The organism is Streptomyces sp. NPDC057654, from assembly GCF_042800135.1.
Taxonomy (GTDB): domain Bacteria; phylum Actinomycetota; class Actinomycetes; order Streptomycetales; family Streptomycetaceae; genus Streptomyces.
On record NZ_JBHVHQ010000040.1, the window covers coordinates 1 to 22,271 of the forward strand.

Below are 22,271 nucleotides of genomic sequence, written 5' to 3' on the forward strand. Positions count from 1 at the left end.
CCCCCCACCGGGAGTTGTCACAGCCCGCATCGGCTCGGGCCGCGACGCGCGTACCGGTCGGCCGCGTATTACTCGTCACCCCCCACGGGAACGAGCAGGGGCGGCCCCGGTCGCAGGAATAGAATTTCGCTTCTGCGATGTTCGCCGCGAGTCCTTTCAACTGTGGCTAAAAGGGCATGGTGACCGCCTGTGTCGGCGTGCATACTCAGGGAGCCGGGGGTGGTTTGTATGTCGCATGTGGGGGTTTGGTGTTACGTGTCCACTTCACTGGACTCGATCTGGCCCGGTTACGCCTGGCGGGCGGGCCGGACGCGCTGTGGGAAACCGTTTTGAGCCTGCACAGACTTCGGGACAAACAAGGCGAGTCGATCTTCGGGGATTGGCGCTCGGAAACCCGTGCCCGGTTGAATGGTGAAACGAGGTTACTCGGCCCGCTGGTTCCGTCGCGCGGCTATTTCCCGGACTTTCTGACACCGCCCGAAGGCGTTCTCGGGCTGGAATCCGGGATGGCCGCGGTGCGCGCCACCCCGCCCGAGCGGGTGCACAGTGAACTGAACCGGCTCTCCACCGCCCGTACCCTGCCTGGCTGGATACGGTCGATGGCCGAGGGCGAGGCGCGCGCGTTCCACAAGCTGATCGGCGCGCTCGACGCGTACCACCAGGCCGCCGTCGCCCCGTACTGGACGCACGTACAGGCCCGTATCGAGGCGGACCGGGCCGTGCGCGGGCGGGCGCTGCTGGCCGGTGGCGCGGACGCGCTGCTCACCTCGCTGCCGCCGATGCTGCGCTGGCGGCCACCCGTCCTGGAGGCCGACTACCCGGTGGACCGTGATCTCCACCTGAACGGGCGGGGGTTGCTGCTCCTGCCCTCGTTCTTCTGCCGCCGCACCCCGGTGACCTTCCAGAACCCGCAGCTCACGCCCGTACTCGTCTACCCGGTACGGCATCCGACGCGCGCCACGCCCGCGGTCGCCACCGCGCCGCGCTCGTTGGGCAAGCTCGTCGGCCAGACCCGCTCCGCCGTGCTCGGCTCGATCGGCGGCGGCTGCACCACCAGCGAACTCGCCCGCAGGGCAGGGGTGTCGACGGCGTCGGCCAGCCAGCACGCGGGGGTGCTGCGGGAGGCCGGGCTGGTCCTCACGCTGCGGCACGGCAGCGCTGTCATGCATACGCTGACGCCGCTGGGGGCGGCGCTGCTGCGGGGCGGCGATCAGCCGACGATCCAGCCGTCTCGTTCGTCCCAGTCCCAGGTGCCGGGTCAGTTGTCCGGTCAGATGTCCGGTCTGGCGTCCGGTCAGGCCGCCGGCGCGGCCCAGATGTCTCAGTCGTCGATGCCGGAGCGCTCGACGCCCGCGACGATGTAGCGCTGGAGCAGCACGAAGACGAGCAGCAGCGGGACGATCGAGACGGCGGCCGCGACGAACAGCTCGTGGATGTTGACGGTCTGCGAGGTCAGGAACGTGGAGAGGGCGACCTGCACGGTCCACGCGTTCTTGTCCTGGCCGATGACCAGCGGCCACAGGAAGGAATTCCACGCCCCGATGAAGACGATCGTGGCGACGGCCGCGAAGACCGGGAGCGAGTTGGGGACGACGACGCGCCAGTACGTGCGCCAGTGGCCGAGCCCGTCGATATGGGCGGCGTCCTCCAACTCCTGGGGGAAGCCCAGGAAGTACTGGCGGAAGATGAAGCACGCGAAGGCGGAGAACAGCGTCGGCACGATCAGGCCGCGCAGCGAGGAGACCCAGCCCAGCGAGGAGACCAGCACGAACGTCGGCACGAAGGTGACGGCGGCCGGGACCATCAGGGTGCCCAGGATCGCGTAGAAGACGGCGTTGGCGAAGCGGTACGGGATGCGGGCCAGACCGTATCCGGCGAGCGAGGCCAGCAGCAGGGTGCCGAGCGTCGTGGCGACGGCGATGAGCGTCGAGTTGAGCAGCGCGTGGGCCATCGGCACGGCCGGATCGTTGAACAATTCCCGCAGGTTGGACCACTTCAGGTCGGAGGGGAAGAAGGTCCAGTCGGCCGAGGTGATGTCCTGCTCGCTGGAGAGGCCGTTGCGCAGGAGCAGGTAGAAGGGGATCAGGAAGAGGACGGCGAGGGCGATGAGGAGGACGAGGCGCAGGGCGTGCCCGGCGCGGGTGAGAGCGTCCTCGTTGCCGCGGGGCCCGTTGGCGGTGGTCACCGGTCATGCCTCCTTCCGGCCGAGCCTGAACCAGCGGGCCTGTACGACGGTCACCACGGCGACGATCAGCGCGAGGATGACGGCGCCGGCGCTGCCGAGCCCGAGGTTCTGCCCCTGGCCGAGGGTCGTGTAGTAGAGGTAGACGAGCGGCGGCCGGGCGTACGGGGGGTAGCCGCGGGAGTCCGAGAGCAGGTTGTAGAACTCGTCGAACGCCTGGAAGGCGTTGATGACCAGCAGCAGGACGACGGCGACGGACGTGGCGCGCAGGGCGGGGAAGGTGATGTGCCGGAACGTCTGCCAGCCGGGGCGGGCGCCGTCGACGGCGGCGGCCTCGTACAGCTGCGCGGGGATGCGCTGGAGCCCGGCGAGGAAGAGGATCATGTAGAAGCCGGCCTGGAGCCAGAGCCGTACGGTCACGATGACCAGCCAGTACCAGGGCGGGTGGGTGGTCGACAGCCAGGCCGTCTGGTCGCCGCCGAACCAGCCGAGGACGGTGTTGGCCAGGCCGAACCGCACCCCGTTGAAGATCGACAACTTCCAGACCAGGGCCGCCACGACGTACGAGCAGGCGGCCGGGAGGAAGAAGACCGAGCGGAAGAACGCCTGGGCGAAGCGGAGCCGGTTGACGGCGAGGGCGAGTCCGAGGGCCAGGGCGTAGGTCGCGGGGACGATGAAGAGGGTGAAGACGACGAAGGTCCACAGGCTGCTGGTGAAGGCGGAGTCGCCCAGCATGGAGAGGTAGTTGTCGAGGCCGGTGAAGTGGGTGGGGGAGACGGTGTTGTGGGCGTCGAAGAAGCTGAGGTAGACGCTCCAGGCGAGGGGTACGTACGTGAAGAGGGCGAGGCCGATGGCGAATGGGCCGACGAAGACCCAGAACCAGAGGTTCCGGTTCTGCGGCCCGAGCAGCCGCGCGGACAAAGGATGCCTCATTCAGGCCGACTTCCGTACGCGCCGCAGCTCGGTGTTGGTCTTGCGGACCACCGCCCGCAGCTCGCTCTCCGGGTTCGCGCCGTCCTTGATGACGCGGCTCAGCGCGTCCTGGTAGGCGACCTTGGCCGCGGGCGTCCACAGCAGGGGCTCCGCGTAGCCGTACTCGGTCGCCAGCCGCACCGCGTCGGCCGCCGCGCCGTCCCGGAGCCGCTCCGCCTTCTTGGCGAGGGAGGTACGGGCCGGGATGTGGAACCCGTACGACAGCGCGAAGTCCTCCTGGTAGTCCGTCCGGTCGACCCACAGCCACTTGGCGTACGCCTTCGCCGCCGCTTTGTCCTTGCTGCGGGCACTGACGGCCGTGGCGTACGCGCCGACGGGCACGGCGGGCTTGCCGCCAGCCCCGTCCTTCGGGAACGGCAGCACCCCGAAGTCGTCGCCGAGCGCCTTCTTGATCTGCGGCAGCGCCCACAGCCCGGACCACTGCATCGCGGTCAGCCCCTGGATGAAGGCCGACGGGTCGGACCAGTCGGCGGGCGCGCCGAGCAGCAGCGACTTCTCCGCGTAGAGCCGGTGAACCTTGCCGAGCACGCGGGCGGCGGCCGGATCGTCGAACCCGGTCTTCCCGTCCTCGGTGATGAGCGACAGCCCCGCCGCGAACAGCGGCGTCCCGCCGAGCACGCCCACCCCGCCGTCGTTCCCGAGGAAGAGCCCTTTGGTCTTCTTGCCCTTGAGCTTCTCGGTCAACTGCTTCGCGGCGTCGACGAGCGCGTCGAGCGTGTCCGGCGGCTGGACCCCGGCGGCGGAGAGGAGGCTCTTGCGGTAGTAGAGGAGTTGGGTGTCCACGACCTGCGGAATGCCCCAGACCTTGCCGTCGTAGATCTTGGGCGCCAGGACGGTGCTGTTGAAGTCGCCGCGTACGTCACCCGAGACGAGATCGGTGAGGTCCACGACCTGTCCGCCCCGGATCTGGTCCAGGGAGGGCCCGTTGACCTCGAAGACGTCGGGCCCGGAGTCGGTGAGCAGGGCGGCGGCAGTCTGCTGATCGTAATTACCCGGCCGCCACTGCACGGTGACCTTGGCCTTGCGGTACGCGGCCGCGTACCGCTTCACGGCCTGCTCGGCACCGGCTTCGCCGTACTGGTGATACCACTGCGACAGCGCGGGCGCCCCGCTGGAACCCCCGCCCTCACGCCCGGTGTTGGAACCACAAGCGGCGACGAGCCCACCGGCCAGGGCGATGCTTCCGCCGCTTGTCAGGAGTCGCCTGCGACTGATCGTCATGGCACGTATCCCCTCGTTCCCGCTTGATTCCGCTCGTTTCCGCACGTTTCTTTGGCCGCCTGCGATCGTATGGCTCAACGATCAACGATGGAGGGGGTTTGTGGTAGGGGGATTGCGGGCGTGTGTCGGAGCGGGACTTGGACTGCTGGCGGCCTTGGCGTCGAGGTGGAGTCGGTTGAGGGTGGCAGGCCATTTCGGCGAGTGGGAGGGGGCGTCCCTTTGGCTAGGGTGAGGGCGCGGTGGGTTCTATCACCTGTGCCGGATTTTGCGGAAGTGAGTAAAAACCGGGGTATGTCAATCGGAAGTGGCAGGTCACGGCATGTGGTCCCCGCGTATGCGGGGGTGGTCTCCCGAACCCGAAGATCGCCGCAGCGTTCGCGGGGTGGTCCCCGCGCGTGCGGGGTGGCCCTGACCCACCCCAGCCCCGGCCTGTTCCGGTGTGTGGTGGCGCTTGCGCCGAGACGGCACAGCGGCGGAGGACACCGATGATGGAGCCCCTCCGCCGGAGGCACCGGCGTAGCGTTCCCGTCATGGCGAGCGAACAGCACTTGGGCACCAAGGTCCGGCGCTTGCGCCGGCTGGCCGACCTCACGCAAGAAGGGCTGGCGGAAGCCTCAGCCGTATCAGTCGACGTGATCCGCAAGTTGGAACAGCAGCGTCGAGGCTCCGTGGCTCTGCCAACTCTGCACGCGCTCGCGCACGGCCTCGGAGTGGAGTTGACCAGCCTCATCGGCGATCCACCCGGAGCACCGTCCACGGGTGAGGCGGACTCGCCGCAATTGGTGGCGGTGCGCCGCGCCATCATGCCTCCGCTGTTCGCCGCTCCGGCTGAACCCGCTGGCCCGGAGAAGCTGACCCCATCGCACCTACGCGCCGAGATTACCGACGGCTGGACGCTCTACCACGACGCGCAGTTCGGCCGGCTGATGGAGCTCCTGCCCGGCATCATCGTGGACGCGCGCTTCGTGGCCTCCGTCGGCAATTCCGACGAGCGCGCCGCGGGTCAGGCAGCCTTGGGCAAGGCCCTGCAACTCGGCGGACATCTGGCCATCCGCATGGGCAAGACCGACCTGGCGCTGTCCTCGCTGGAGCGAGCCATGGCCGCTGCTGACGCATCGTCGGACCCGCTCCTCGCCCCGATGATCGCCAACTCCGTGGCATGGGCCTACCAGCGGCAGAACCGGCTGGATGACGCTACAACGCTCGCCGTCCACGCCGCCGACGCCGTCGAGCACGGTCGTCGTACGGGTGAAGCTGACGGGACGCGCGTATGGGGCGGGTTGCTGATGTCCGCCGCGACCAGCCACGCCAGAGGCGGTGACTACGACCGCGCCGACGACCTGATGCGCACCGCCGAGCAGGCCGCCAAGCGGCTGGCGCGGCTTCCGAAACCCGTGAATGGCAAGCTGTTGAGCATCTTCAGCATGTCGTCGGTCCGCGTCGAACGGGTACGGCTGGCGGTGCAACACAGCCGCCCGGAGGAAGCGTTGGCCTTGGCCAAGGGGATGCGTCTGTCGAAGGATGTACCTCCGTCGTGGCGTACGTGGTTGCTCCTGGACGTGGCGCGGGCGCACACGGATGTCGGCGATGCCGAAGGCGCGGTAAAGGCGCTGGAATCGCTCAAGCGTCAGGCCCCGACGTGGATGCGGCACCACACACTCGCCGTGTCGATCGTCTCGGACCTGAGGGACGGCGCTGCGCGCCCGCCGGGGCTGCGGGCGCTGGCGGCGTTCCTGGGCGTTGACGAATAGCGTTGAAAAACTGGGGCGTTGTGCCCCTGGGGATCGGCTCACCGTGGCGGCATGCTGCCCGCATGAAGCCGGAGATCCGCCCGAGCCACGTGGTCGCCCGACAGGTCGGCAAGACCACCGGAGCGCGCATACGGGAGCGGCGGGGGAAGCGCGCTCTACAACTCCGGCGTGAGCCCCGACCGGCGCGCGAGGTTCATCAGGTCGGGGCGGCTCCGCTGGTGGAGGGTGAAGAGGACGCGGAGGACTTCGCGGGCCATGGGGTGGATCTCCGCCATCTGCGGTGCGATCTCGTGGGCGCGCTTGAGCGCCTCTTCCGCGCCTCGGATGTCGCTGAGGTCGAGACGGGCCCGAGCCGTGTCGATGCAGAGCCGCCCGATGCGGTTCGCGCCGAGCCCCGGCGGCGGGCTGTCCATGAGAGGCTGCGCCATTTCGGATGCCCGGTCGGGACGGGCCAGTTCGACGTGCGCGGCCAGCTCGTACAGCGCCTGATTCCCCGGCCCGAAGGTGAGGTTGTGCAGCAGTACGTCACGCGGGAACCGCTCGGCAAGAGCCTTGGCGTGGTCGTTGTGGGCTTCCCATGCGTTGCGGTCCTTCGCCCTGCTGGCGAGCACGACGCCGCGGAGGTGGAGCGAGCCGAGCGATATGGCCGCTTCGGGGGTGTCCGCCGGGTGCGTCTGCTCGTACCGGACGATGGCCCGGTCGACGATGACGAGCCCGTCGCCGTACTCGCCCGCACTCTGGTACGTACCGGCCTCGTTCCACGCCGCTCCGGCCACGGCGTCCGGGTTCCACGTCTGCATGGCCGCCCATTGCTGGCGGGACACGATCACGTCGGCCAGGCCCGCCTGCGAGAGCCGGTGAGCGACGGCGTACGCACATCCGTACAGGTCGGCGAGCTGCCCCCACGCCTGCGCGTCGCCGCCCGCTGTGAGGGCGACGGCCGTTGCCTGACCGAGGAGCTTCGGCAGTTTGCGGAGGAGTTCCAGATAGCGGGTGTCGGCGCGGAGCTGGGTGGCTTCGCGCAGGCCGGTGGCCAGCTCAGGTAGGGGTGGGACGTCTTCCCTGGGGAGCGTGTGCCGACGCACGGCCGCCCGCAACTCGTCCAGCAGGACGCGCTGTTCGCTCGGGTCGCTGAACGGCGTTCCGTAGATGCGATCCGTCGTGATCCGCATGGCCTTGGCCGCCGCGGCGACCGTGGGAGGCGTGGCGGTGCGCGTACCGTCCTCCACTTTGCGGAGCAGCGACGCCGAGACGCCCATCCGACGGGCCAGCTGCCCTTGGCCCCACCCCAGGGCCTTTCGCAGGACCGCGATGTTCTGACCTGCGGTGGGTGTCGAGTCGCTCATGCGGGCCACTTTTCCACGGTCGTAAGGGCAGTCATCCCAACTGCCTTGGTCGGTAAGGGGACTGTGTCACTTTTGTGTTAACTGATCTTGGTCGTAGCGCGTTGACTGGTGCATGTACTGGTTGATGAGGCTAGGGGACGCCGTGGCGGTCGGGCCTGAGCCGCAGCCGGTTCGGGAGCGCGAGAGCCAGGTGTGAACGGAGCTGGGGTGGCTGCACTCATGAGGAGCGCGGGACGGGCGGAGCTTTCCCGGCTCATGGCCGAGCGGGGCGTCGACGGGGTGCTCGTCATACCCAAGACGCTGACCCCGGAAGCCGGGTCACGCGAATTCCCTTGCCCCTTGGGGCGAACCGATCACGAGGAGACGACAGCGTTGAGCTGTATCTACCGGTACGTACCGTGGACGATCGTGCAGGACCCGGCGACGTACCCCGAATACCGCGCCGACTGCGTCACCGGCGAGGACGAGGACTGCGGCGAGATGATCCGTGCCGGAAGCCCTGACTGGATCGAGGAGTGGATGCGCCGCCATACGCAGGCCACCGGGCACAGGGACTACCGCCGTACGGTCACCGACTACGCACTCCTCGAACCGCCGGATGAGCTCCGTGGCCTTCGTCCGGCGCTGCCGTCCGGGCTACTGGGGCGGGATGAAGGGTGAGTCGGGTGTGCGCGTTCGCCGTGACGGCGGCGTCGTTCGTCGGCGTGCCGGCACTGGTGCTGACCGTCGGTATTCGCCCCTGAAGAAGCTGATGAGGCCTCTCCGGCCACATCGTCTTGGTGGGGAGGGCGAGCGTCACGCCTGCGGCGACGGGCCGGTGCTCCCGACGTCGTTCAAGCCCCGGCTTCCACCGCTGGTAGTGCCCCGGACCGGCCGTGCCTACAGAGTTGTTGGCCACATGGCCCTGCGGTGTGAGCATGAGGGGCCGTGGCTCCTCAGCGACACCGGAACGCGCCGCTGCTCGGCGTGTGGCACCGAACGGGCGCTGACGTACGAGGCGTTGTGGTGCGCGCTCGACGCGTCGGCTTCGTGGGTGGCCTCGGCGCAGTCTGTGGGGGCGACGTGTGCCTGTATCGGGACGTGTGTGCTGCTGCTTGAGCGACAGCACACGGCCCCGGCCCCGGCCGCCGTGCCACCGACCATGAAGGGTGCTTCGGTGGCGTCGGACGTGGTGAACGGTCACGTCGACTGAGGTCCGTGGTTGCGGCGGGCACTTCGGTGGGGCTTCTTGCGTTGTTCCGGTGACGGGTCCTTGAGTTAGGGGTGGGCGTTTGTGTCGTAGGTCGGAGTCTGCGGAAGTGAGTAAAAACCTGCGTCTGCCGACCTAAAGCAGCAGGTCACGGCCTGTGTTCCCCGCGCACGCAGGGCCCCCACCAAGTCCCCACCCCTCACCCCAACCGAAACCTCAACCGGCAAATCACCGCATCCGTATCCCTCCGCACCGCATGCGCCATCACCGCCCCCCGCTGGTTCTGAAGCAGCCGCTGCCACACATGCGCGGGCTCGACCTCCGGTATAAGCACCGTGACCCGGTTCGACGGGTGGCGATCGGTCATGGTCTGCACGTAGTCGACGATGGGGCGGCCCAGCGCCCGCGTAGGGGCGGGGAGTTCGACCAGGTCGACGCCCGGTTGCCATAGTTCCCAGTCGCGGCGCAGGGATTCGGCCGCGCGGCGGCCCTCCGCGTCCGGCTGGGTGACCGTTACCGCCCGCACCTCGTCGCCCAGCGACACGGCGGCCGTCAGGGCCTCGCTGGTGAGGCGGGACAGGTGGGAGACGGGCACGATCACGACCGAGTGGCAGCGGTGCGGGGGCTCAGGGACGCGGCCCAGGCCGAGGCGGGTGCCGATGCGGCCGTAGGCGCGGTGGACGGTTTCGAAGGCCAGGACCAGTACCGGGAGCATCAGGACGATCAGCCAGGCGCCGTCGGTGAACTTGGTGGCGGTGACCACGATCGCCGAGACGCCGGTGAGGAGGGCGCCGAAGCCGTTGAGCAGGGCCTTGGCGCGCCAACCGGCGGAGCGTTCCTGCCGCCAGTGGCGGACCATGCCCACCTGGCAGATGGTGAAGCCTACGAACACGCCGATCGCGAAGAGCGGCACCAGCGTATTGGTGTCGCCGGCGGAGATGACGAGCAGGGCGGCGGAGACGGCGGCCAGGGCGAGGACCCCGTGCCGGTGCACCTGGCGGTCGGCCTTGAGGCCGAAGACGTGGGGGAGGAAGTTGTCGCGGGCCAGCAGGGCCATCAGGACCGGGAGGCCGCCGAAGGAGGTGTTCGCCGCGAGGGCCAGCAGGATCATGGTCGCGAACTGGACGACGTAGAAAGCCCAGTTGTGGCCGAGCGAGGCGTCCGCCAGCTGCGCCAGGACCGTCACGCCCTCCGTCGGCTGGAGGTGGAAGCGGCCGATGAGGACGGAGAGGCCGATGAGCATAATGCCCAGCAGCGCGCCCAGGGCGATCTCCGTGCGTTGGGCGCGCCTGGCCGCCGGGGCGCGGAAGCTGGGGACCGCGTTGGCGACCGCCTCGACGCCCGTCAGTGCCGAACAGCCCGAGGCGAAAGCTTTCAGCAATAGCAGTGCGCCGACGCCGGTCGCGCTGTCGCCCAGCGCCGACGCGTGACCCGCGGACGCGGCCGTACTCACGGGGGCGGAACGGAACAGGCCCACCACGACGATCGTCAGGATCGAGCCGACGAAGACGGCGGTCGGCACGATGAACGCCTTCGCCGAGTCGACGATCCCGCGCAGATTGATGCCCGTGACCAGGGCGAGCACGCCCAGGCAGAGCCACACCCGGTCCCCGTACAGCGCGGGGAAGGCGGAGGTGAGGGCGGCGACGCCGGCCGTCGTGGACACGGCCACGTTCAGTACGTAGTCCAGGACGAGGGACGCCGCCGTCACCAGGCTCATACGGCGGCCCAGATGCCGCTTGGCGACCGCGTACGAGCCGCCGCCGTCCGGGAACGCCGCGATGACCTGCCGGTACGAGGCGACCAGCACCGCGAGCAGGGTGGCTATCGCCAGCGTCACCGGCAGCGTGAAGCCGAGGCCGTGCGCCCCCGCCGCCGCCAGGACGAGGACGATGGACTCCGGTCCGTACGCCACCGACGCCATCGCGTCCAGGGACAGGGCCGCCAGGCCCTGAGTGGCCGTCAGCCGATGTCGGTCCTCCGCCGCGGGCCCACCGCCCGGGGGTTCCTCGGCGGTCCCGGCGGCCCGTTGCTGCTTCTTGGCCAGCGTGGACATCTCTTCGCATACCTCCGTGAAGTGGGAGGACCAGCGTGAGCGCGATCAGACGGCCGGGCGCAGCGCCTTGGCGGCGTCTTGGCGCTCCGCGCCGGGATCTTCACGCGTCCTTGACGCGGCCGGGCGTGGTCGGACGCCGGCGCGCCGCACCTGTGTCAGAACGCCGTCAAGCTCTGCGCCGCACACGTCAGCGACGTGTCAACGCCGCCGTACGGGGCAGCGCGCGGACTTACCGTCCCGGCATGGGACGGCGACGAGAGTTCGGTTCGACACGGCAGCGGCAGCGGAGCGGGGGCCGCGCACAGCGCGCCACACGCCCGTACTCGTCCGAACACGCCCTCGTCACCGACCGGCGCTGGGCGGCCGACCTGCGCGCCGCCCTGTACTGCTCCGGCGCGCTCGGCGCGCTGCTGATCCTCATCGACCTCGGCCGGGGCGGCCTCGACGCCGCCCGCGCGGGCTGCTGGACGGGCATCGCGCTGCTGCTCTTCGTCGTGCTCTTCCCGCCGCGCGTGCGCGCGGGCGACGGCTGGCTGGCCGTACGCGGCCTGCTGCGCGAGCGGCTCGTACGGACCGACGTGCTCACCCTCGTACGGTCCGCCGACGGCATGGCGCCCCGGCTGATCCTGCGCGACGCGGGCGGCCGGCGCGTCGAACTGGACCCCAAGGTCCTCGCCGCCAACCCCCTCCTGTGGCACCTCCTGGACACCGGCGCCCGCCGGTCCGCGGCGCACGGCTTCCTCCGCGACGGCGCGGCGGAACTGCGCGCCCTCGCCGACCGCATCGACGGCGAGGGGGCCGAGCGGCTGCTGAAGGCCGCGGGTTTCGAATGATCCTGGGAATGACCCTGGGAATGATCCGGCGCCTTAATGCCGTCACGCGCTACGGATCTCGGATCTCCCTCACCCCGTCCCCAACCCGTACGAAACCCCCGTCAGCCGCTCCGACACCGCCCACAGCCCCGCACTCGTCGTGTCGTTCAGCGTCCACCGCGCCCGCAGCGACCGGCCCGGAGCGCCGCGCAGCTGGTTGCGGGGCCCGTAGAAGCCGTCCTGGACGACGCCGGGAGCCGTGGCCGCGTACAGGGTGGGGAGCGCGCCGCCCTCGGGGCTCTGGGCCACGATGCCGTTGACGGCCTCGACCATCCGCTCGGCCGTCGCGCGGCCCTCCATCCGGATGCCCGCCGTCTGGAGGTTCGTCGCCGCGTAGCCGGGGTGCGCGGCGACCGACAGCATGTCCGTACCGGCCGCCGTGAGCCGCCGGGCCAGTTCATGGGTGAAGAGCAGATTGGCGCTCTTGGAGCGGCCGTAGGCGATCCAGCGCCGGTAGCGGTGCTCCATGTTGAGGTCGCGCGGGTCCACGCAGCCCAGGAAGTGGAAGCCGCTGGAGAGGGTGACCACGCGTGCGCCCGCGCGCGTGGCGAGCAGATTCGGCAGCAGCAGACCCGTCAGCGCGAAGTGCCCCAGGTGGTTGGTGCCGAACTGCATCTCGAAGCCGTCGACCGTCCTGCGCGCCGGCAGCGCCATCACGCCCGCGTTGTTGATCAGCAGGTCCAGCCGGTCGGCGCCGCCCGCGTGGTCCGGGAAGGACGCCGCGAAGTCCCGTACGGACGCGAGATTCGCGAGGTCCAGCGGCGCGAACCGAACGTCCGCGCCCGGCACGCTCTCCCGTACGCGCCGCTCGGCGGCCCGGCCGCGCGCCTCGTTGCGGCAGGCCATCACCACCTTCGCGCCGCGCCGGGCGAGTTCGCGGGCGGTCACCTCGCCGAGGCCGCTGTTGGCGCCGGTCACCACCGCCGTGCGGCCGCTCTGGTCGGGGATGTCGTGCGCGGTCCAACCCGTCACGTGCTCTCCTCACCTCGCTGTTCCGGTCAGGCTAACCAGCCGGAACGCACCGCACCCGTGGGACAGGCAGGGCCTAAGGAGTGAGCCGTACCGGCAGGCTCTGCGTGCTGTTCCCGACGAAGCTCGGCAGCGGCGCCAGCTCCGCGTCCGGGACGGCCTGCGCCAGCTCGGGATAGCGGGCGAAGAGCCGGTCGAGGGCGATGGTCGCCTCCAGCCGGGCCAGCGGCGCGCCGAGGCAGAAGTGCGGGCCGTGGCCGAAGGAGAGGTGGCGGGCCCCGAGGCGGGTCACGTCGAAGCGGTTCGCGTCCGGCCCGTACGTCCGCGGGTCGCGCCCGGCGGCGGAGTACGAGGCGAGTACGGGCGTGCCCTCGGGGATGACCGCGCCGCCGACCTCCAGATCGGTCGTGGGGTAGCGGAACGGGAAGTGGCTGACAGGGCTGTCGTAGCGGAGGGTCTCCTCGACGACGGCGGACCACGACACCGTCCCGGTCCGTACGAGCTCCAGCTGGTCGGGGTGCGCGCACAGCGCCCGTACCGCGTTGTTGATCAGGTTCAGGGTCGTCTCATGGCCCGCGATGATCATCAGCAGCAGAGTGCCGACCAGCTCCCGCTCGCTGAGCCGGTCGCCGTCCTCCTCGCGGGCGGCGATGAGCGCGCTGGTCAGGTCGTCGCCCGGCGCGGCCCGGCGGACCTCGGCCACATGGGTGAGGATCGCGACGATCTCGCGGTTGGCGGACAGCACCTGGGCGGGTTCGACGACGGTGCTGACTACGACATTGGACAGCTCGTGCAGCCGGTCGTGCAGCTCGGCGTCCACGCCGAGGAGTTCGCAGATGACGCTCATCGGCAGCGGGTACGCGAAGTGCTGCCGCAGGTCCACCACGCCGTCCGCGTCCGCCGCGCCGGGCAGCCGGTCGAGGAGGTCCTCGGTCAGCTTCTCGATCCGGGGGCGCAGCGCGTCGACGCGGCGCGCCGTGAACGCCTTGGTGACCAGGGAACGCAGCCGCCGGTGGTCGGCCCCGTCGGCCGTGGTCATCCCCTCGACGGTGGCGAAGGTCTTGAGCGGCCAGCCCGGCGGAATCCCGCCCGCCCGCAGCACCGCGAAGTGGCAGGCGTTCTTGGCGACGTCGGGGTGGCCGAGGAACTCCTTCAGCTCCTCGTGGCCGGTGACGGCGAACGCGGCGACGTCGCCGGGGAGCGTCACGGGCGCCGCCGCGCCGCGGGCGCGCAGCTGCTCGTTGACGGCGTGCTGGCCCGCCCCGGTGGGGTCGAGGAGGTGCGGAGCGGACGCGGAGGCGGGTGCGGCGGGGGGAACGGTCATCTCGGGTCTCCAAGGGCCGTGGCGGCGAGGGCGGGCCGGCTGAACCGTACGGGCAGGGCCGCCAGTTCCTTCGTCCATGGTGACGCGGCCCACGTCAACGCGGACTCCTCGACGGCGAGTTCGAGGTCGGGCAGCCGGTGCCGCAGGGTGTCCACGGCGGTACGGGCGATCAGCCGGGCCGGGTCCTGGGCCGGGCAGGTGTGCGGGCCCGCGCCGAAGGCGAGGTGCGAGCGGTTGCCGACGACGGGCCGGCCGTCGGCGGGCAGCACCTCGGGGTCGGCGTTGGCGCCCGCGAGCCCGAGGACCAGCATGTCGCCGGCGCGCACGTCCTGGCCGCCGAAGGACAGGTCGCGGGTGGCGTAGCGGGCGGGGAAGTTCTGGGTCGGCGGGAACCGCCACAGCACCAGGTCGAGCGCGTCGTCGACGGTGAGGTGGCCGCGCGAGAGGGAGGAGCGGAAGGCCGGGTCGGTGAGCAGGATCAGCAGCGTGGTGGCGATCCAGTTCCCGGTGGTCCGGTTGCCCGCGACGATGGTCACCACGATGTTGTGGAGCAACTCCTCGTCGCCGAGCCCGGCGTCGTGCCCGAGCAGCCAGGAGACCAGGTCGTCGCCGGGCGCGCGGCGCTTCTCCTCGATCAGGTCGCTCAGCATGGCGGACATCCGGACGCTGGCCGCGGGGGACTCGGCGGTGGCGGCGACGGTGGTGGTGATCGCCTCGACCAGCGGCGGCCCGGCCTCCGCGCCGATGCCCAGCAGCCCGGTGACCACGTGCAGCGGCAGCGCGCGGGCGTACTGGCCGACCAGCTCGGCTTCCGTCCCGTGCGCGGCGAACTCCCCGATGAGCCGCTCGGCGGTGGCCCGTACGGAGCGGATCAGCTCGTGCCCGTTGACGCGGGCCAGCGCGTCGGCGACGGCCCCGCGCATCCGCCGGTGCTGCTGCCCGTCCGCGTACAGCAGGGCGGGCCGCCAGCCGACCATGGGCAGGACGGGCGAGTCGCGCGGCACCCGGCCCTCGCGCAGCGGGGTCCAGCGGCGCGGGTCGTGCGAGAAGTACTGCTCGTCGCGGGTGAGATGGAGCAGCTCCCGGTGGCCGAGGACCAGCCAGGCGTCGAGTCCGGGGGCGAGCGATACGGGCACGACCGGGCCGTGCTCCGCGCGCATCCGCTCGTACAGGGCCGCCGCGTCGCCGTCCATCGTCGGCCCGTACAGCGGTATGCGGGCGGTGCTGGTCATGACGGCTCCGGGGCGAGCGGCGCCGCGGTCGCGGCGGGGGCGGTGTTGAGTGCGATGAGGTGCGTGACCAGCGAGATCAGGGCCTTGAGCGAGGACCGGTGCTCGCGGGCATCGCAGATCACCAGGGGGGTGCGGGGGAGCAGGTCGAGGGCGGTGCGCAGCTCGCCCTCGTCGTGCAGGGCGCTGTCCGGGAAGGCGTTGACCGCGACCGTGAACGGCACGTCGAGGTCCTCCAGATGACCGATGGCGTCGAAGGAGGCCGACAGGTCGCGGGTGTCGACGAGGGCGAGCGCGCCGAGCGCGCCGCGCGCCAGGTCTTTCCAGGCGGGCAGGAAGCGGTGCTGTCCGGGGGTGCCGAAGAGGTAGAGCACCAGCTCGCCGCCGAGGGTGATGCGGCCGAAGTCGAGGGCGACGGTGGTGGTGGTCTTGGCGGAGGGCGGCGCGGTGTCCACGCGGGCGCCCGCCTGGGTCATGGTCGCCTCGGTGGAGAGCGGTTTGATCTCCGAGACGGTGTTGATGAGGGTGGTCTTGCCGACGCCCATCGGGCCGACGACGAGGATCTTGGCGGCGCCGGAGACGCTGGGGCTCACGTAGACGTCGGAGTCGTCGGCCATGTGGGAGCCGTCAACTGCGTCTGAGCCGGTCACGTCCGAGTCGGCCGCATCGGAGTCGGTTGCGTCCGGGTCGGTCACGCCGGAGTCGGCCACGTACCCGCTGGTCCCGTCCGCGGTGTCGGCGGCCGCCGCGTCGCTGCTCACTCTCGTCCCACCTGCCACGCCCACCACGTCAGAGTTTCGCTTCGAGCCCATCAAGCACCTTTCTCAGCAGGTCCATATCGGCGCGCTCGGCGACCGGTACGGGCGGCCTCGCCCTGATATGGCCCCAGTCGATGAGATCCGCGAGCAACACCCGCACCACGGCCGGGGACTGGCCCAGATGGGCGGCGACCTCCGCCACCGACAGCAGGCCCTGGCAGCGTTCCACGATCCGCCGGTACTCGGGTTGGAGCGACGGATCGGGGGCGCTGCCCGAGGCCCGTACGAGCGTCTCCAGCGCCAGCTCCTCCCGCGAGGAACCCACCCGTCCGCCCGTGATCACATAGGGCCGCACCGCGTCGGTGGTCCGCTCCTCCCCGGGCCCGGTCATGACTCGGGGTTCACCGGTTCCCGTGGCTGGCTGCTCAGGTGCGCCCCGATTCTGGCCACCAGCAGCTGCATCTGCTGGGCGACCAGGCCGACGTCGGCGTCCGCCTCGGTGGCCACCCCGAGGGACGCGCTCACCCCGGCCGAGGTGAAGAGGATGAATCCGCTCTCCGACTCGACCATCAACTGCCGTACGCCCGCGCTCTCCCCGAACAGCAGGGCCGCCGCGCTCCGGCTGGTCACCGTCATCGCCGCACAGGCCGCGGCCAGCGACTCGGCCTCGTCCAGCCCCAGCCGCGGCACATCGCCGGAGAGCCCCTCGGCCGACTCGTGGCCCATCCGCAGGCCGTCCTCGGAGACGACGACGGCGTGCCGCACGCCCGGTATCCGCGTCAACGGGCGGAGCATCCAGCCCACATCGGGGAGTTTGGAAATCGTGCCGGCCATCAGCGGCCTCCTTCTTCCTCGTCGGTGGGGGAGCCGGCGCCGGGGGGAGCGGCGTCGGCCTCGCCGAGCTGTGCGCGGCCGAGCCGGGTGCCCTGGACCACGCTGGCCACGGACGCGCCGGCCGCCTCGGGGGTCCACGGCCGTTCGTCGGCCGACGGTACGGGGGGTGCCGGCGCGGCGGCCGGGGCCTGGGCGTTCTGCGCCGTGCCGGGGGGCCGGCGGCGGCTGCGGCGCTGCGGCAGGGCGTTGGGGGCGGGCTGGGGGGCGGCGTCGCCGGACGGCGCCTCGGCCCCGTCTCGTACGGCCTCCTCGTTCCGTACGGCCTCCTCACGTACAGGGCGTGCAGGGCGTGCGGGGCGTACCGGCGCGGGAGCCGACGGCTGCGCCGGAATCACCGCCGGGCGCGGCGGGGCGACGACCGGAATCGGCTCCTCCAGCGTGGGCTCGGTCAGCAGCCGGTGCGGTATGAACACGACGACGCGCGTCCCGCCGTACGCGGAGGCCGTCGACAGTTCCACGCCGAACCCCAGCTCCCGCGACCAGCGGCCCACGCACGCGAGCCCCAGCCGGGGCACCGCGCCGAGCTGCGCGAGGTCCAGTTCGTCGCGGAGCTGGGCGGTGGCCTGACGCAGTACGTCCGGGGGCATGCCGAGCCCCGCGTCGTCGATCTCGATGACGGCCCCGGCGGCGACCTCCCGCACGGAGACGGCGACCTGGGTGCGGGAGGGGGAGAAGACCGTGGCGTTCTCCAGGAGTTCGGCCACGGCGTGCATCAGGCCCTCGACGGCGGGCGCCATCGCGTACAGCGACTGCCCGCCGTGCACGTCCACCCGCCCGAACTCCACGATCCGCGACTGCGCTCCGCGCACGCAGTCGAAGAGCGTCACGGGCCGGGTCTCGCGCCGGGCGGGCCAGATCCCGCACATCACGAGGAGCGTCTGGGCCTTGCGGGTCATCTGGGCGGCGGCGTGGTCGGCCGCCATGACCTGGGCCATCAGCGGGGCCTCGGAGACCTCGCGGCCGAGCCCGTCCAGGACCTGCTGCTGCACGGTCGCCATCGCGTGCACGTTCCTGGCCACCGACTCGAACGACGCCTGGACCGAGTCGCGCAGCGAACGCTCCCTGCGGGCCGCCTCGTCGAAGTCGGCCCGTACGGCCGCGAGCCGGGCGGCCTCGGCGGCGTTGCCGTCCGCCAGCTCCGTCAGGCGCTCGACGTCGGCGTTCAGGCGCGCGGAGTCCGCTGTCAGGCGCGCGGAGTCCGCAGCCAGGCGCGTGGAGTCGGATATCAGGCGCGTGGTGTCGGCGCGGGCCGCCCGGAGCGCGCCGCGCAGCCGCAGCGCCCAGGACGCCAGGAGCGCCGCGCAGATCAGCAGCAGGGCCGCGACGGCGACGACGGTCACGGCGGCGGCACCGGTTACCGAGAACGCTTGGGTCATGGGTTTCCTCGAACGGTGTACGGCAGAGGCAGCCAGGAACCCGTGGGGCGCGACCGTGGACCAGGGGATGAGAGGGATCAAGGCCGGCAAAATACTACTGATCAAGTGGGCGAAATCGAGGGGCTGTCGGACAATCAGCGGAGAAAACAAGCCAAAGATCTTCCACTTGGCGTCAGCGCGGGGAGCGGGGCCGGTGCTGGAGCCCGAGTTGAGGCCGGTGTCATGGCCGATCGGCGCCGGGGCGGGATCAACCGATATCGCCAATGATCAGACCTGAAGTCGCATTCAGCCGCGGCCCGTACGATCACGCCGGTGATCCATGACATATCCGTGACAACGCTGCTCCTGCTCTGCCTGGCCGCCGCGGCGGCCGGCTGGATCGACGCCGTCGTGGGCGGCGGGGGCCTCCTCCAACTCCCGGCGCTGCTCGTCGGCCTCCCGCACGTCCCGCCCGCGTACGTGCTGGGCACCAACAAGGCCGTGGCGATCGTCGGCACTTCAGCCGCCGCCATCACCTATACGCGCAAGGCCCCGCTGGACGTACGGACGGCGGTGCGCATCGGGCTCGCCGCGGCGGGCGGCTCACTGGCCGGGGCCTTCTTCGCGGCAGGCATCGACAGCGCGGTGCTGCGGCCGCTGATCATGGTCATCCTGCTGGCCGTCCTCGCGTTCGTCCTGCTGCGGCCGGCGTTCGGCACGGCGACGCCGACGGGGCCGGTGACCCGCCGCCGGACGGTGGCCGCCATCCTCGTCGCGGGCCTGGGCATCGGCTTCTACGACGGGCTGATCGGACCCGGCACCGGCACCTTCCTGGTCCTGGCGCTCGTCGCGATCCTGCACATGGACCTGGTCACGGCCTCCGCGACCTCCAAGGTCGTCAACGTCTGCACCAATGTGGGCGCGCTCATCACCTTCTCCGTGCAGGGCACGGTGCTCTGGCAGCTCGCCGCGCCCATGGCCCTGTTCAACCTCATCGGCGGCGCGACGGGCGCGCGGATGGCGCTGAAGCGGGGGAGCGGGTTCGTCCGGGTGGTGCTGGTCGTGGTCGTCGTCGGGCTCGTCGCCAAGCTCGGCTACGACCAGTGGGGCGGGTGAGGCGCACGCGCGTGCTCGGGGCGAGGCGCACGCGCGTGCTCGGGGCGAGGCGCACGCGCGTGCTCGGGACGAGGCCCACGTGCCTGCTCGGGGCGAGGCCCACGTGCCCGCTCACGAGGACTGTTCCGCAGCCGTTCGCCGATTGTTGGGACGCAATCCGCCGGACGGGGCATGTACGAAAAGACGGTGAGGAAATCGTTTTGGTACGGGAGTGAACCAGGTGCGTACGGCTAGCCTGTCGGTGACCTTCCAGAAGCGGCGGGGGTGTACGTGCGTCTTTCCCGATGGAGCCGGGCCCGGTGGGGCCGGGCCGTGCTCGCGGGACTCTATGTCGTCACTCTCGCCGCGGCCGTGCCCAGACCGGACGGCGACGGCCGGGACGCCGACTGGACGAGCGCGAAGGCCCAGCGGTTCTGGGGGCCCTCGCGGATGTCGGCCGCCACGCCGCCGCAGGAGGAGCCGGACGACGCCAAGAGCGACAGCGGCGCGAGCGCCGACAGAGCGGCGAAGGCCGACGACGAAGGGGCCGACGACCCGGCCCAGCGCATCACGGGCAGCGCCCGGCACTTCGACGGCATCCCCACGGTCGGCGTCCTCTTCTACGTCGGCGACGACATGAAGAACCACCACTGCACCGCCAGCGTCGTGCACAGCCCCAAGGGCAATCTGCTGGTCACCGCCGGGCACTGCTCGCTGGGCGACCAGGCCGCGTTCGCGCCCGACTACCAGAAGGGCGCGGAGCGCCAGCCGTACGGGGTGTGGGCCGTGGACCGCACGTTCACCGACCCGCGCCGGGACGACTACGGCGACGGCTCCGACCTCGACTTCGCCTTCGCCACCGTCAAGAAGAACGCCGACGGCAAGCAGATCGAGTCCGTCACCGGCGCCAACGTCCTCTCCCGCACGCCCGGCTACGACAATCGCGTGACCGTCATCGGCTACCCCGACTCCGACGACGACCCGGCCGACCGCGCCATCCGCTGCACCGCCATGACCAGCCGCCTCAAGGACTACCGGCAGCTCCGCATGGAGTGCGACGGCTTCTATTCGGGGACCTCGGGCAGCCCGTGGCTGGCACACTTCAACGAGAAGACGAAGACCGGCGAACTCGTCGGCGTGCTCGGCGGTCTCAATGGCGGCGGCCCGGACGGCGACGACGCGGACAAGGTCTCGTACAGCCCGATCGACGACGACGAGATCTTCAAGCTCTACGACGACGCGGTGCACGACCGCGACCCCGACCGAGGAAGCGACGACTGACGGTGTCCGATCCCGATCCCGATCCCGATTCCGACCCCGCCCCCGCCCCTGATTCCACTCCTGCGCCCGGCGACCGGTTCCTGGCCGTCCTGACCACCACCGACAGCGAGGCCGCGGCGCAGTCCCTGGCCCGCGGCGCCGTCGAGGCCAGGCTCGCGGCCTGCGCGCAGATCAGCTCGCCCATCGCCTCCGTGTACCGGTGGGAGGGCCGCGTCGAGACCGCCCGCGAGTGGCAGGTCCTGCTGAAGACGACGGCCGCGCGGTACGAGGCCCTCGCGGCCCACCTCCGCGGCGCGCACGGCTACGACACCCCGGAGATCATCGCGACGCCGATCACGCACGGCGGCGCGGAGTATCTGGCGTGGGTGGCGGCCGAGGTGGAGCCGGGGGCGTAGCCCTGGCGGCCGGGCGGCGCCGGGGAGCTGGTTACCCTGGGGGATTCCCCTCAGTCGCGGCAGCTGTCGTCCCGCTGCCGCGCAGACCAGCAGAACAGGTGTGATTCCCCCGTGCCCCCGATACCCAAAGCAGAGCTGCACCTCCACATCGAGGGCACACTGGAGCCGGAACTGGCCTTCGCGCTGGCCGCGCGCAACGGCGTCGAGCTGCCGTACCTCTCCGAGGACGAGCTGCGCGCCGCGTACTCCTTCGACGACCTCCAGTCCTTCCTGGACCTCTACTACGCGCTGATGGCCGTGCTCCGCACCGAGGACGACTTCGCGGACCTCGCCAACGCCTATCTGGCGCGCGCCAGTGCCCAGGGCGTCCGGCACGCGGAGATCTTCTTCGACCCGCAGGCGCACACCGCGCGCGGCCTGGAGATCGGCGCCGTCATCGAGGGCCTGGCCCGCGCGCTCGACGCCGCCGAGGCGACGCACGGCGTCTCCACCCGCCTGATCATGTGCTTCCTGCGCGACGAGAGCGCCGAGTCGGCGCTGGCGACGTTCGAGGCCGCCCGCCCGTATCTGCACCGGATAGCCGCCGTCGGCCTCGACTCCGCCGAGGTCGGCAACCCGCCCTCCAAGTTCCGCGAGGTCTACGCGCGCGCCCGCGAGGCCGGTCTCAAGTGCGTCGCGCACGCGGGGGAGGAAGGCCCGCCCGCGTACGTATGGGAGGCCCTGGACATCCTCGGTGTGGACCGCGTCGACCACGGGGTGCGCTGCATGGAGGACGACGCGCTCGTCGCCCGGCTCGCCGCCGACCAGACGCCGCTGACGCTGTGCCCGCTGTCGAACGTACGGCTGCGCGTCATCGACACGCTCGCCGACCACCCGCTGCCCGCGATGCTCGACGCCGGGCTGCTGGTCACCGTCAACTCCGACGACCCCGCCTATTTCGGGGGCTACGCCGACGACAACTTCACCGGCGTACGGGACGCGCTCGGCCTCGACGGCGAGACGCTGCGCACCCTGGCGCGCAACTCCTTCCGCGCGTCGTTCCTGGACGAGGAAACCCGCGCGAAGTACCTGGCGGAGGTCGACGCGCACTGACGCGCACTGACGCGCACTGACGCCCGCTGACGCGCACTGACGCCCGCTGACGCGCACTGACGCTCGTTGAGGGGCGGTGGTGTGGGGCGGTGCGGGGCGGTGCGGGCGTTCGGCGGTACGGGCGCCACGGACGTACGGGCTTACGGGCGTACGGGCCCGGGGCCGCGGCGCGGCGACCGGCGGCTCGGGCGCCGGCGCCGGCCGGGCCGCCTGTCCGCGACCAGGCGGCGACGGTCGTCCGCCGTCCGCGGCCACCGGCGTCCATCGGC

General features: G+C 71.3%; 21 protein-coding genes. 9 read left to right on the forward strand and 12 right to left on the reverse strand.

What is annotated here, in order from left to right; all coding sequences use genetic code 11:
* The first annotated feature begins 248 nt into the window (after positions 1-248).
* Positions 249-1,364: an ArsR/SmtB family transcription factor gene (locus ACFU99_RS05935; RefSeq protein ID WP_384386436.1), complete on the forward strand. Its 1,116-nt coding sequence runs from the start codon at positions 249-251 to the stop codon at positions 1,362-1,364.
* On the opposite strand, the gene ACFU99_RS05940 is transcribed toward ACFU99_RS05935, so the two are convergent.
* From ACFU99_RS05940 to ACFU99_RS05950, 3 genes are read right to left on the reverse strand one after another with little or no spacing between them, the layout of a single operon-like run.
* Entirely contained in the window at positions 1,322-2,185 is an 864-nt protein-coding gene (locus tag ACFU99_RS05940; protein WP_384386392.1) for a carbohydrate ABC transporter permease, read from the reverse strand. The two genes, ACFU99_RS05935 and ACFU99_RS05940, sit on opposite strands and share 43 nt — an antisense overlap.
* Before the next feature lie 3 nt (positions 2,186-2,188).
* Complete coding sequence (locus tag ACFU99_RS05945; protein ID WP_384386395.1) at positions 2,189-3,115, reverse strand: carbohydrate ABC transporter permease; 927 nt, start codon at positions 3,113-3,115, stop codon at positions 2,189-2,191.
* A complete protein-coding gene (locus ACFU99_RS05950; RefSeq protein WP_384386397.1) occupies positions 3,116-4,396 on the reverse strand; it encodes an ABC transporter substrate-binding protein in 1,281 nt (426 codons plus the stop codon).
* 530 nt (positions 4,397-4,926) lie between these two features.
* On the opposite strand from ACFU99_RS05950, the gene ACFU99_RS05955 reads away from it, so the two are divergent.
* Positions 4,927-6,147 carry a helix-turn-helix domain-containing protein gene (locus ACFU99_RS05955; protein ID WP_384386400.1) on the forward strand — a complete coding sequence of 407 codons (1,221 nt, stop codon included), beginning with the start codon at positions 4,927-4,929 and terminating at the stop codon, positions 6,145-6,147.
* 155 nt (positions 6,148-6,302) lie between these two features.
* Here ACFU99_RS05955 and ACFU99_RS05960 read toward each other — a convergent pair whose 3' ends face one another.
* A complete protein-coding gene (locus ACFU99_RS05960; protein ID WP_384386402.1) occupies positions 6,303-7,493 on the reverse strand; it encodes a multiprotein-bridging factor 1 family protein in 1,191 nt (396 codons plus the stop codon).
* A gap of 372 nt (positions 7,494-7,865) precedes the next feature.
* Between ACFU99_RS05960 and ACFU99_RS05965 the strand changes: the two genes are divergently transcribed.
* On the forward strand, positions 7,866-8,153 hold the full coding sequence (locus tag ACFU99_RS05965; RefSeq protein ID WP_384386404.1) for a hypothetical protein: 288 nt from the start codon (positions 7,866-7,868) through the stop codon (positions 8,151-8,153).
* 728 nt (positions 8,154-8,881) lie between these two features.
* On the opposite strand, the gene ACFU99_RS05970 is transcribed toward ACFU99_RS05965, so the two are convergent.
* Complete coding sequence (locus tag ACFU99_RS05970) at positions 8,882-10,738, reverse strand: APC family permease (protein WP_384386406.1); 1,857 nt, start codon at positions 10,736-10,738, stop codon at positions 8,882-8,884.
* Positions 10,739-10,980: 242 nt separating this feature from the next.
* Here ACFU99_RS05970 and ACFU99_RS05975 point away from each other — a divergent pair, with 242 nt between their 5' ends.
* The gene (locus ACFU99_RS05975; protein ID WP_384386409.1) at positions 10,981-11,571 is read left to right on the forward strand and encodes a hypothetical protein; all 591 of its coding nucleotides are present in this window, start codon (positions 10,981-10,983) and stop codon (positions 11,569-11,571) included.
* A 69-nt stretch (positions 11,572-11,640) separates the two neighbouring features.
* On the opposite strand, the gene ACFU99_RS05980 is transcribed toward ACFU99_RS05975, so the two are convergent.
* From ACFU99_RS05980 to ACFU99_RS06010, 7 genes are all read right to left on the reverse strand, one after another.
* Entirely contained in the window at positions 11,641-12,582 is a 942-nt protein-coding gene (locus tag ACFU99_RS05980; protein ID WP_384386412.1) for an oxidoreductase, read from the reverse strand.
* Between the two features lie 73 nt (positions 12,583-12,655).
* Positions 12,656-13,903, reverse strand: coding sequence for a cytochrome P450 (locus ACFU99_RS05985; protein ID WP_384386415.1), 1,248 nt, complete (start codon positions 13,901-13,903; stop codon positions 12,656-12,658).
* Positions 13,900-15,135 carry a cytochrome P450 gene (locus tag ACFU99_RS05990; protein ID WP_384386417.1) on the reverse strand — a complete coding sequence of 412 codons (1,236 nt, stop codon included), beginning with the start codon at positions 15,133-15,135 and terminating at the stop codon, positions 13,900-13,902. The genes ACFU99_RS05985 and ACFU99_RS05990 overlap by 4 nt, the downstream gene beginning before the upstream one ends.
* Complete coding sequence (locus ACFU99_RS05995) at positions 15,132-15,749, reverse strand: ATP/GTP-binding protein (RefSeq protein WP_384386438.1); 618 nt, start codon at positions 15,747-15,749, stop codon at positions 15,132-15,134. Before ACFU99_RS05995 ends, ACFU99_RS05990 begins: the two co-directional genes overlap by 4 nt.
* A gap of 172 nt (positions 15,750-15,921) precedes the next feature.
* Positions 15,922-16,281 carry a DUF742 domain-containing protein gene (locus ACFU99_RS06000; protein WP_363229657.1) on the reverse strand — a complete coding sequence of 120 codons (360 nt, stop codon included), beginning with the start codon at positions 16,279-16,281 and terminating at the stop codon, positions 15,922-15,924.
* Positions 16,278-16,724, reverse strand: coding sequence for a roadblock/LC7 domain-containing protein (locus ACFU99_RS06005; RefSeq protein WP_362163007.1), 447 nt, complete (start codon positions 16,722-16,724; stop codon positions 16,278-16,280). Before ACFU99_RS06005 ends, ACFU99_RS06000 begins: the two co-directional genes overlap by 4 nt.
* Entirely contained in the window at positions 16,724-18,160 is a 1,437-nt protein-coding gene (locus ACFU99_RS06010; protein ID WP_384386422.1) for an ATP-binding protein, read from the reverse strand. The genes ACFU99_RS06005 and ACFU99_RS06010 overlap by 1 nt, the downstream gene beginning before the upstream one ends.
* On the opposite strand from ACFU99_RS06010, the gene ACFU99_RS06015 reads away from it, so the two are divergent.
* The 5 genes from ACFU99_RS06015 to ACFU99_RS06035 all read left to right on the forward strand — a co-directional run bounded on the left by ACFU99_RS06015 (position 18,159) and on the right by ACFU99_RS06035 (position 22,002).
* Positions 18,159-18,437 carry a hypothetical protein gene (locus tag ACFU99_RS06015; RefSeq protein WP_384386424.1) on the forward strand — a complete coding sequence of 93 codons (279 nt, stop codon included), beginning with the start codon at positions 18,159-18,161 and terminating at the stop codon, positions 18,435-18,437. The genes ACFU99_RS06010 and ACFU99_RS06015 overlap by 2 nt on opposite strands.
* A 35-nt stretch (positions 18,438-18,472) precedes the next feature.
* On the forward strand, positions 18,473-19,255 hold the full coding sequence (locus ACFU99_RS06020) for a sulfite exporter TauE/SafE family protein (RefSeq protein ID WP_384386427.1): 783 nt from the start codon (positions 18,473-18,475) through the stop codon (positions 19,253-19,255).
* A 312-nt stretch (positions 19,256-19,567) separates the two neighbouring features.
* Complete coding sequence (locus ACFU99_RS06025) at positions 19,568-20,515, forward strand: trypsin-like serine peptidase (protein WP_384386430.1); 948 nt, start codon at positions 19,568-19,570, stop codon at positions 20,513-20,515.
* 80 nt (positions 20,516-20,595) lie between these two features.
* Positions 20,596-20,910, forward strand: a complete 315-nt coding sequence (gene cutA, locus ACFU99_RS06030; RefSeq protein WP_030876624.1) for a divalent-cation tolerance protein CutA — start codon at positions 20,596-20,598, stop codon at positions 20,908-20,910.
* Positions 20,911-21,021: 111 nt separating this feature from the next.
* Complete coding sequence (locus ACFU99_RS06035) at positions 21,022-22,002, forward strand: adenosine deaminase (protein ID WP_384386433.1); 981 nt, start codon at positions 21,022-21,024, stop codon at positions 22,000-22,002.
* The last annotated feature ends 269 nt before the right edge of the window (positions 22,003-22,271 follow it).

Excerpts from the sequence above, each read along its gene's own strand:
- ACFU99_RS05960 (WP_384386402.1), bottom strand. The coding sequence starts at position 7,493 with ATGAGCGACTCGACACCCACCGCAGGTCAGAACATCGCGGTCCTGCGA.
- ACFU99_RS06005 (WP_362163007.1), bottom strand. The coding sequence starts at position 16,724 with ATGGCCGGCACGATTTCCAAACTCCCCGATGTGGGCTGGATGCTCCGC.
- ACFU99_RS05950 (WP_384386397.1), bottom strand. The coding sequence starts at position 4,396 with ATGACGATCAGTCGCAGGCGACTCCTGACAAGCGGCGGAAGCATCGCC.
- ACFU99_RS06015 (WP_384386424.1), top strand. The coding sequence starts at position 18,159 with ATGGGTTTCCTCGAACGGTGTACGGCAGAGGCAGCCAGGAACCCGTGG.
- ACFU99_RS05970 (WP_384386406.1), bottom strand. The coding sequence starts at position 10,738 with ATGTCCACGCTGGCCAAGAAGCAGCAACGGGCCGCCGGGACCGCCGAG.
- ACFU99_RS05990 (WP_384386417.1), bottom strand. The coding sequence starts at position 15,135 with ATGACCAGCACCGCCCGCATACCGCTGTACGGGCCGACGATGGACGGC.
- ACFU99_RS05985 (WP_384386415.1), bottom strand. The coding sequence starts at position 13,903 with ATGACCGTTCCCCCCGCCGCACCCGCCTCCGCGTCCGCTCCGCACCTC.
- ACFU99_RS05975 (WP_384386409.1), top strand. The coding sequence starts at position 10,981 with ATGGGACGGCGACGAGAGTTCGGTTCGACACGGCAGCGGCAGCGGAGC.
- ACFU99_RS06010 (WP_384386422.1), bottom strand. The coding sequence starts at position 18,160 with ATGACCCAAGCGTTCTCGGTAACCGGTGCCGCCGCCGTGACCGTCGTC.
- ACFU99_RS05995 (WP_384386438.1), bottom strand. The coding sequence starts at position 15,749 with ATGGCCGACGACTCCGACGTCTACGTGAGCCCCAGCGTCTCCGGCGCC.
- ACFU99_RS05955 (WP_384386400.1), top strand. The coding sequence starts at position 4,927 with ATGGCGAGCGAACAGCACTTGGGCACCAAGGTCCGGCGCTTGCGCCGG.
- ACFU99_RS06000 (WP_363229657.1), bottom strand. The coding sequence starts at position 16,281 with ATGACCGGGCCCGGGGAGGAGCGGACCACCGACGCGGTGCGGCCCTAT.
- ACFU99_RS05945 (WP_384386395.1), bottom strand. The coding sequence starts at position 3,115 with ATGAGGCATCCTTTGTCCGCGCGGCTGCTCGGGCCGCAGAACCGGAAC.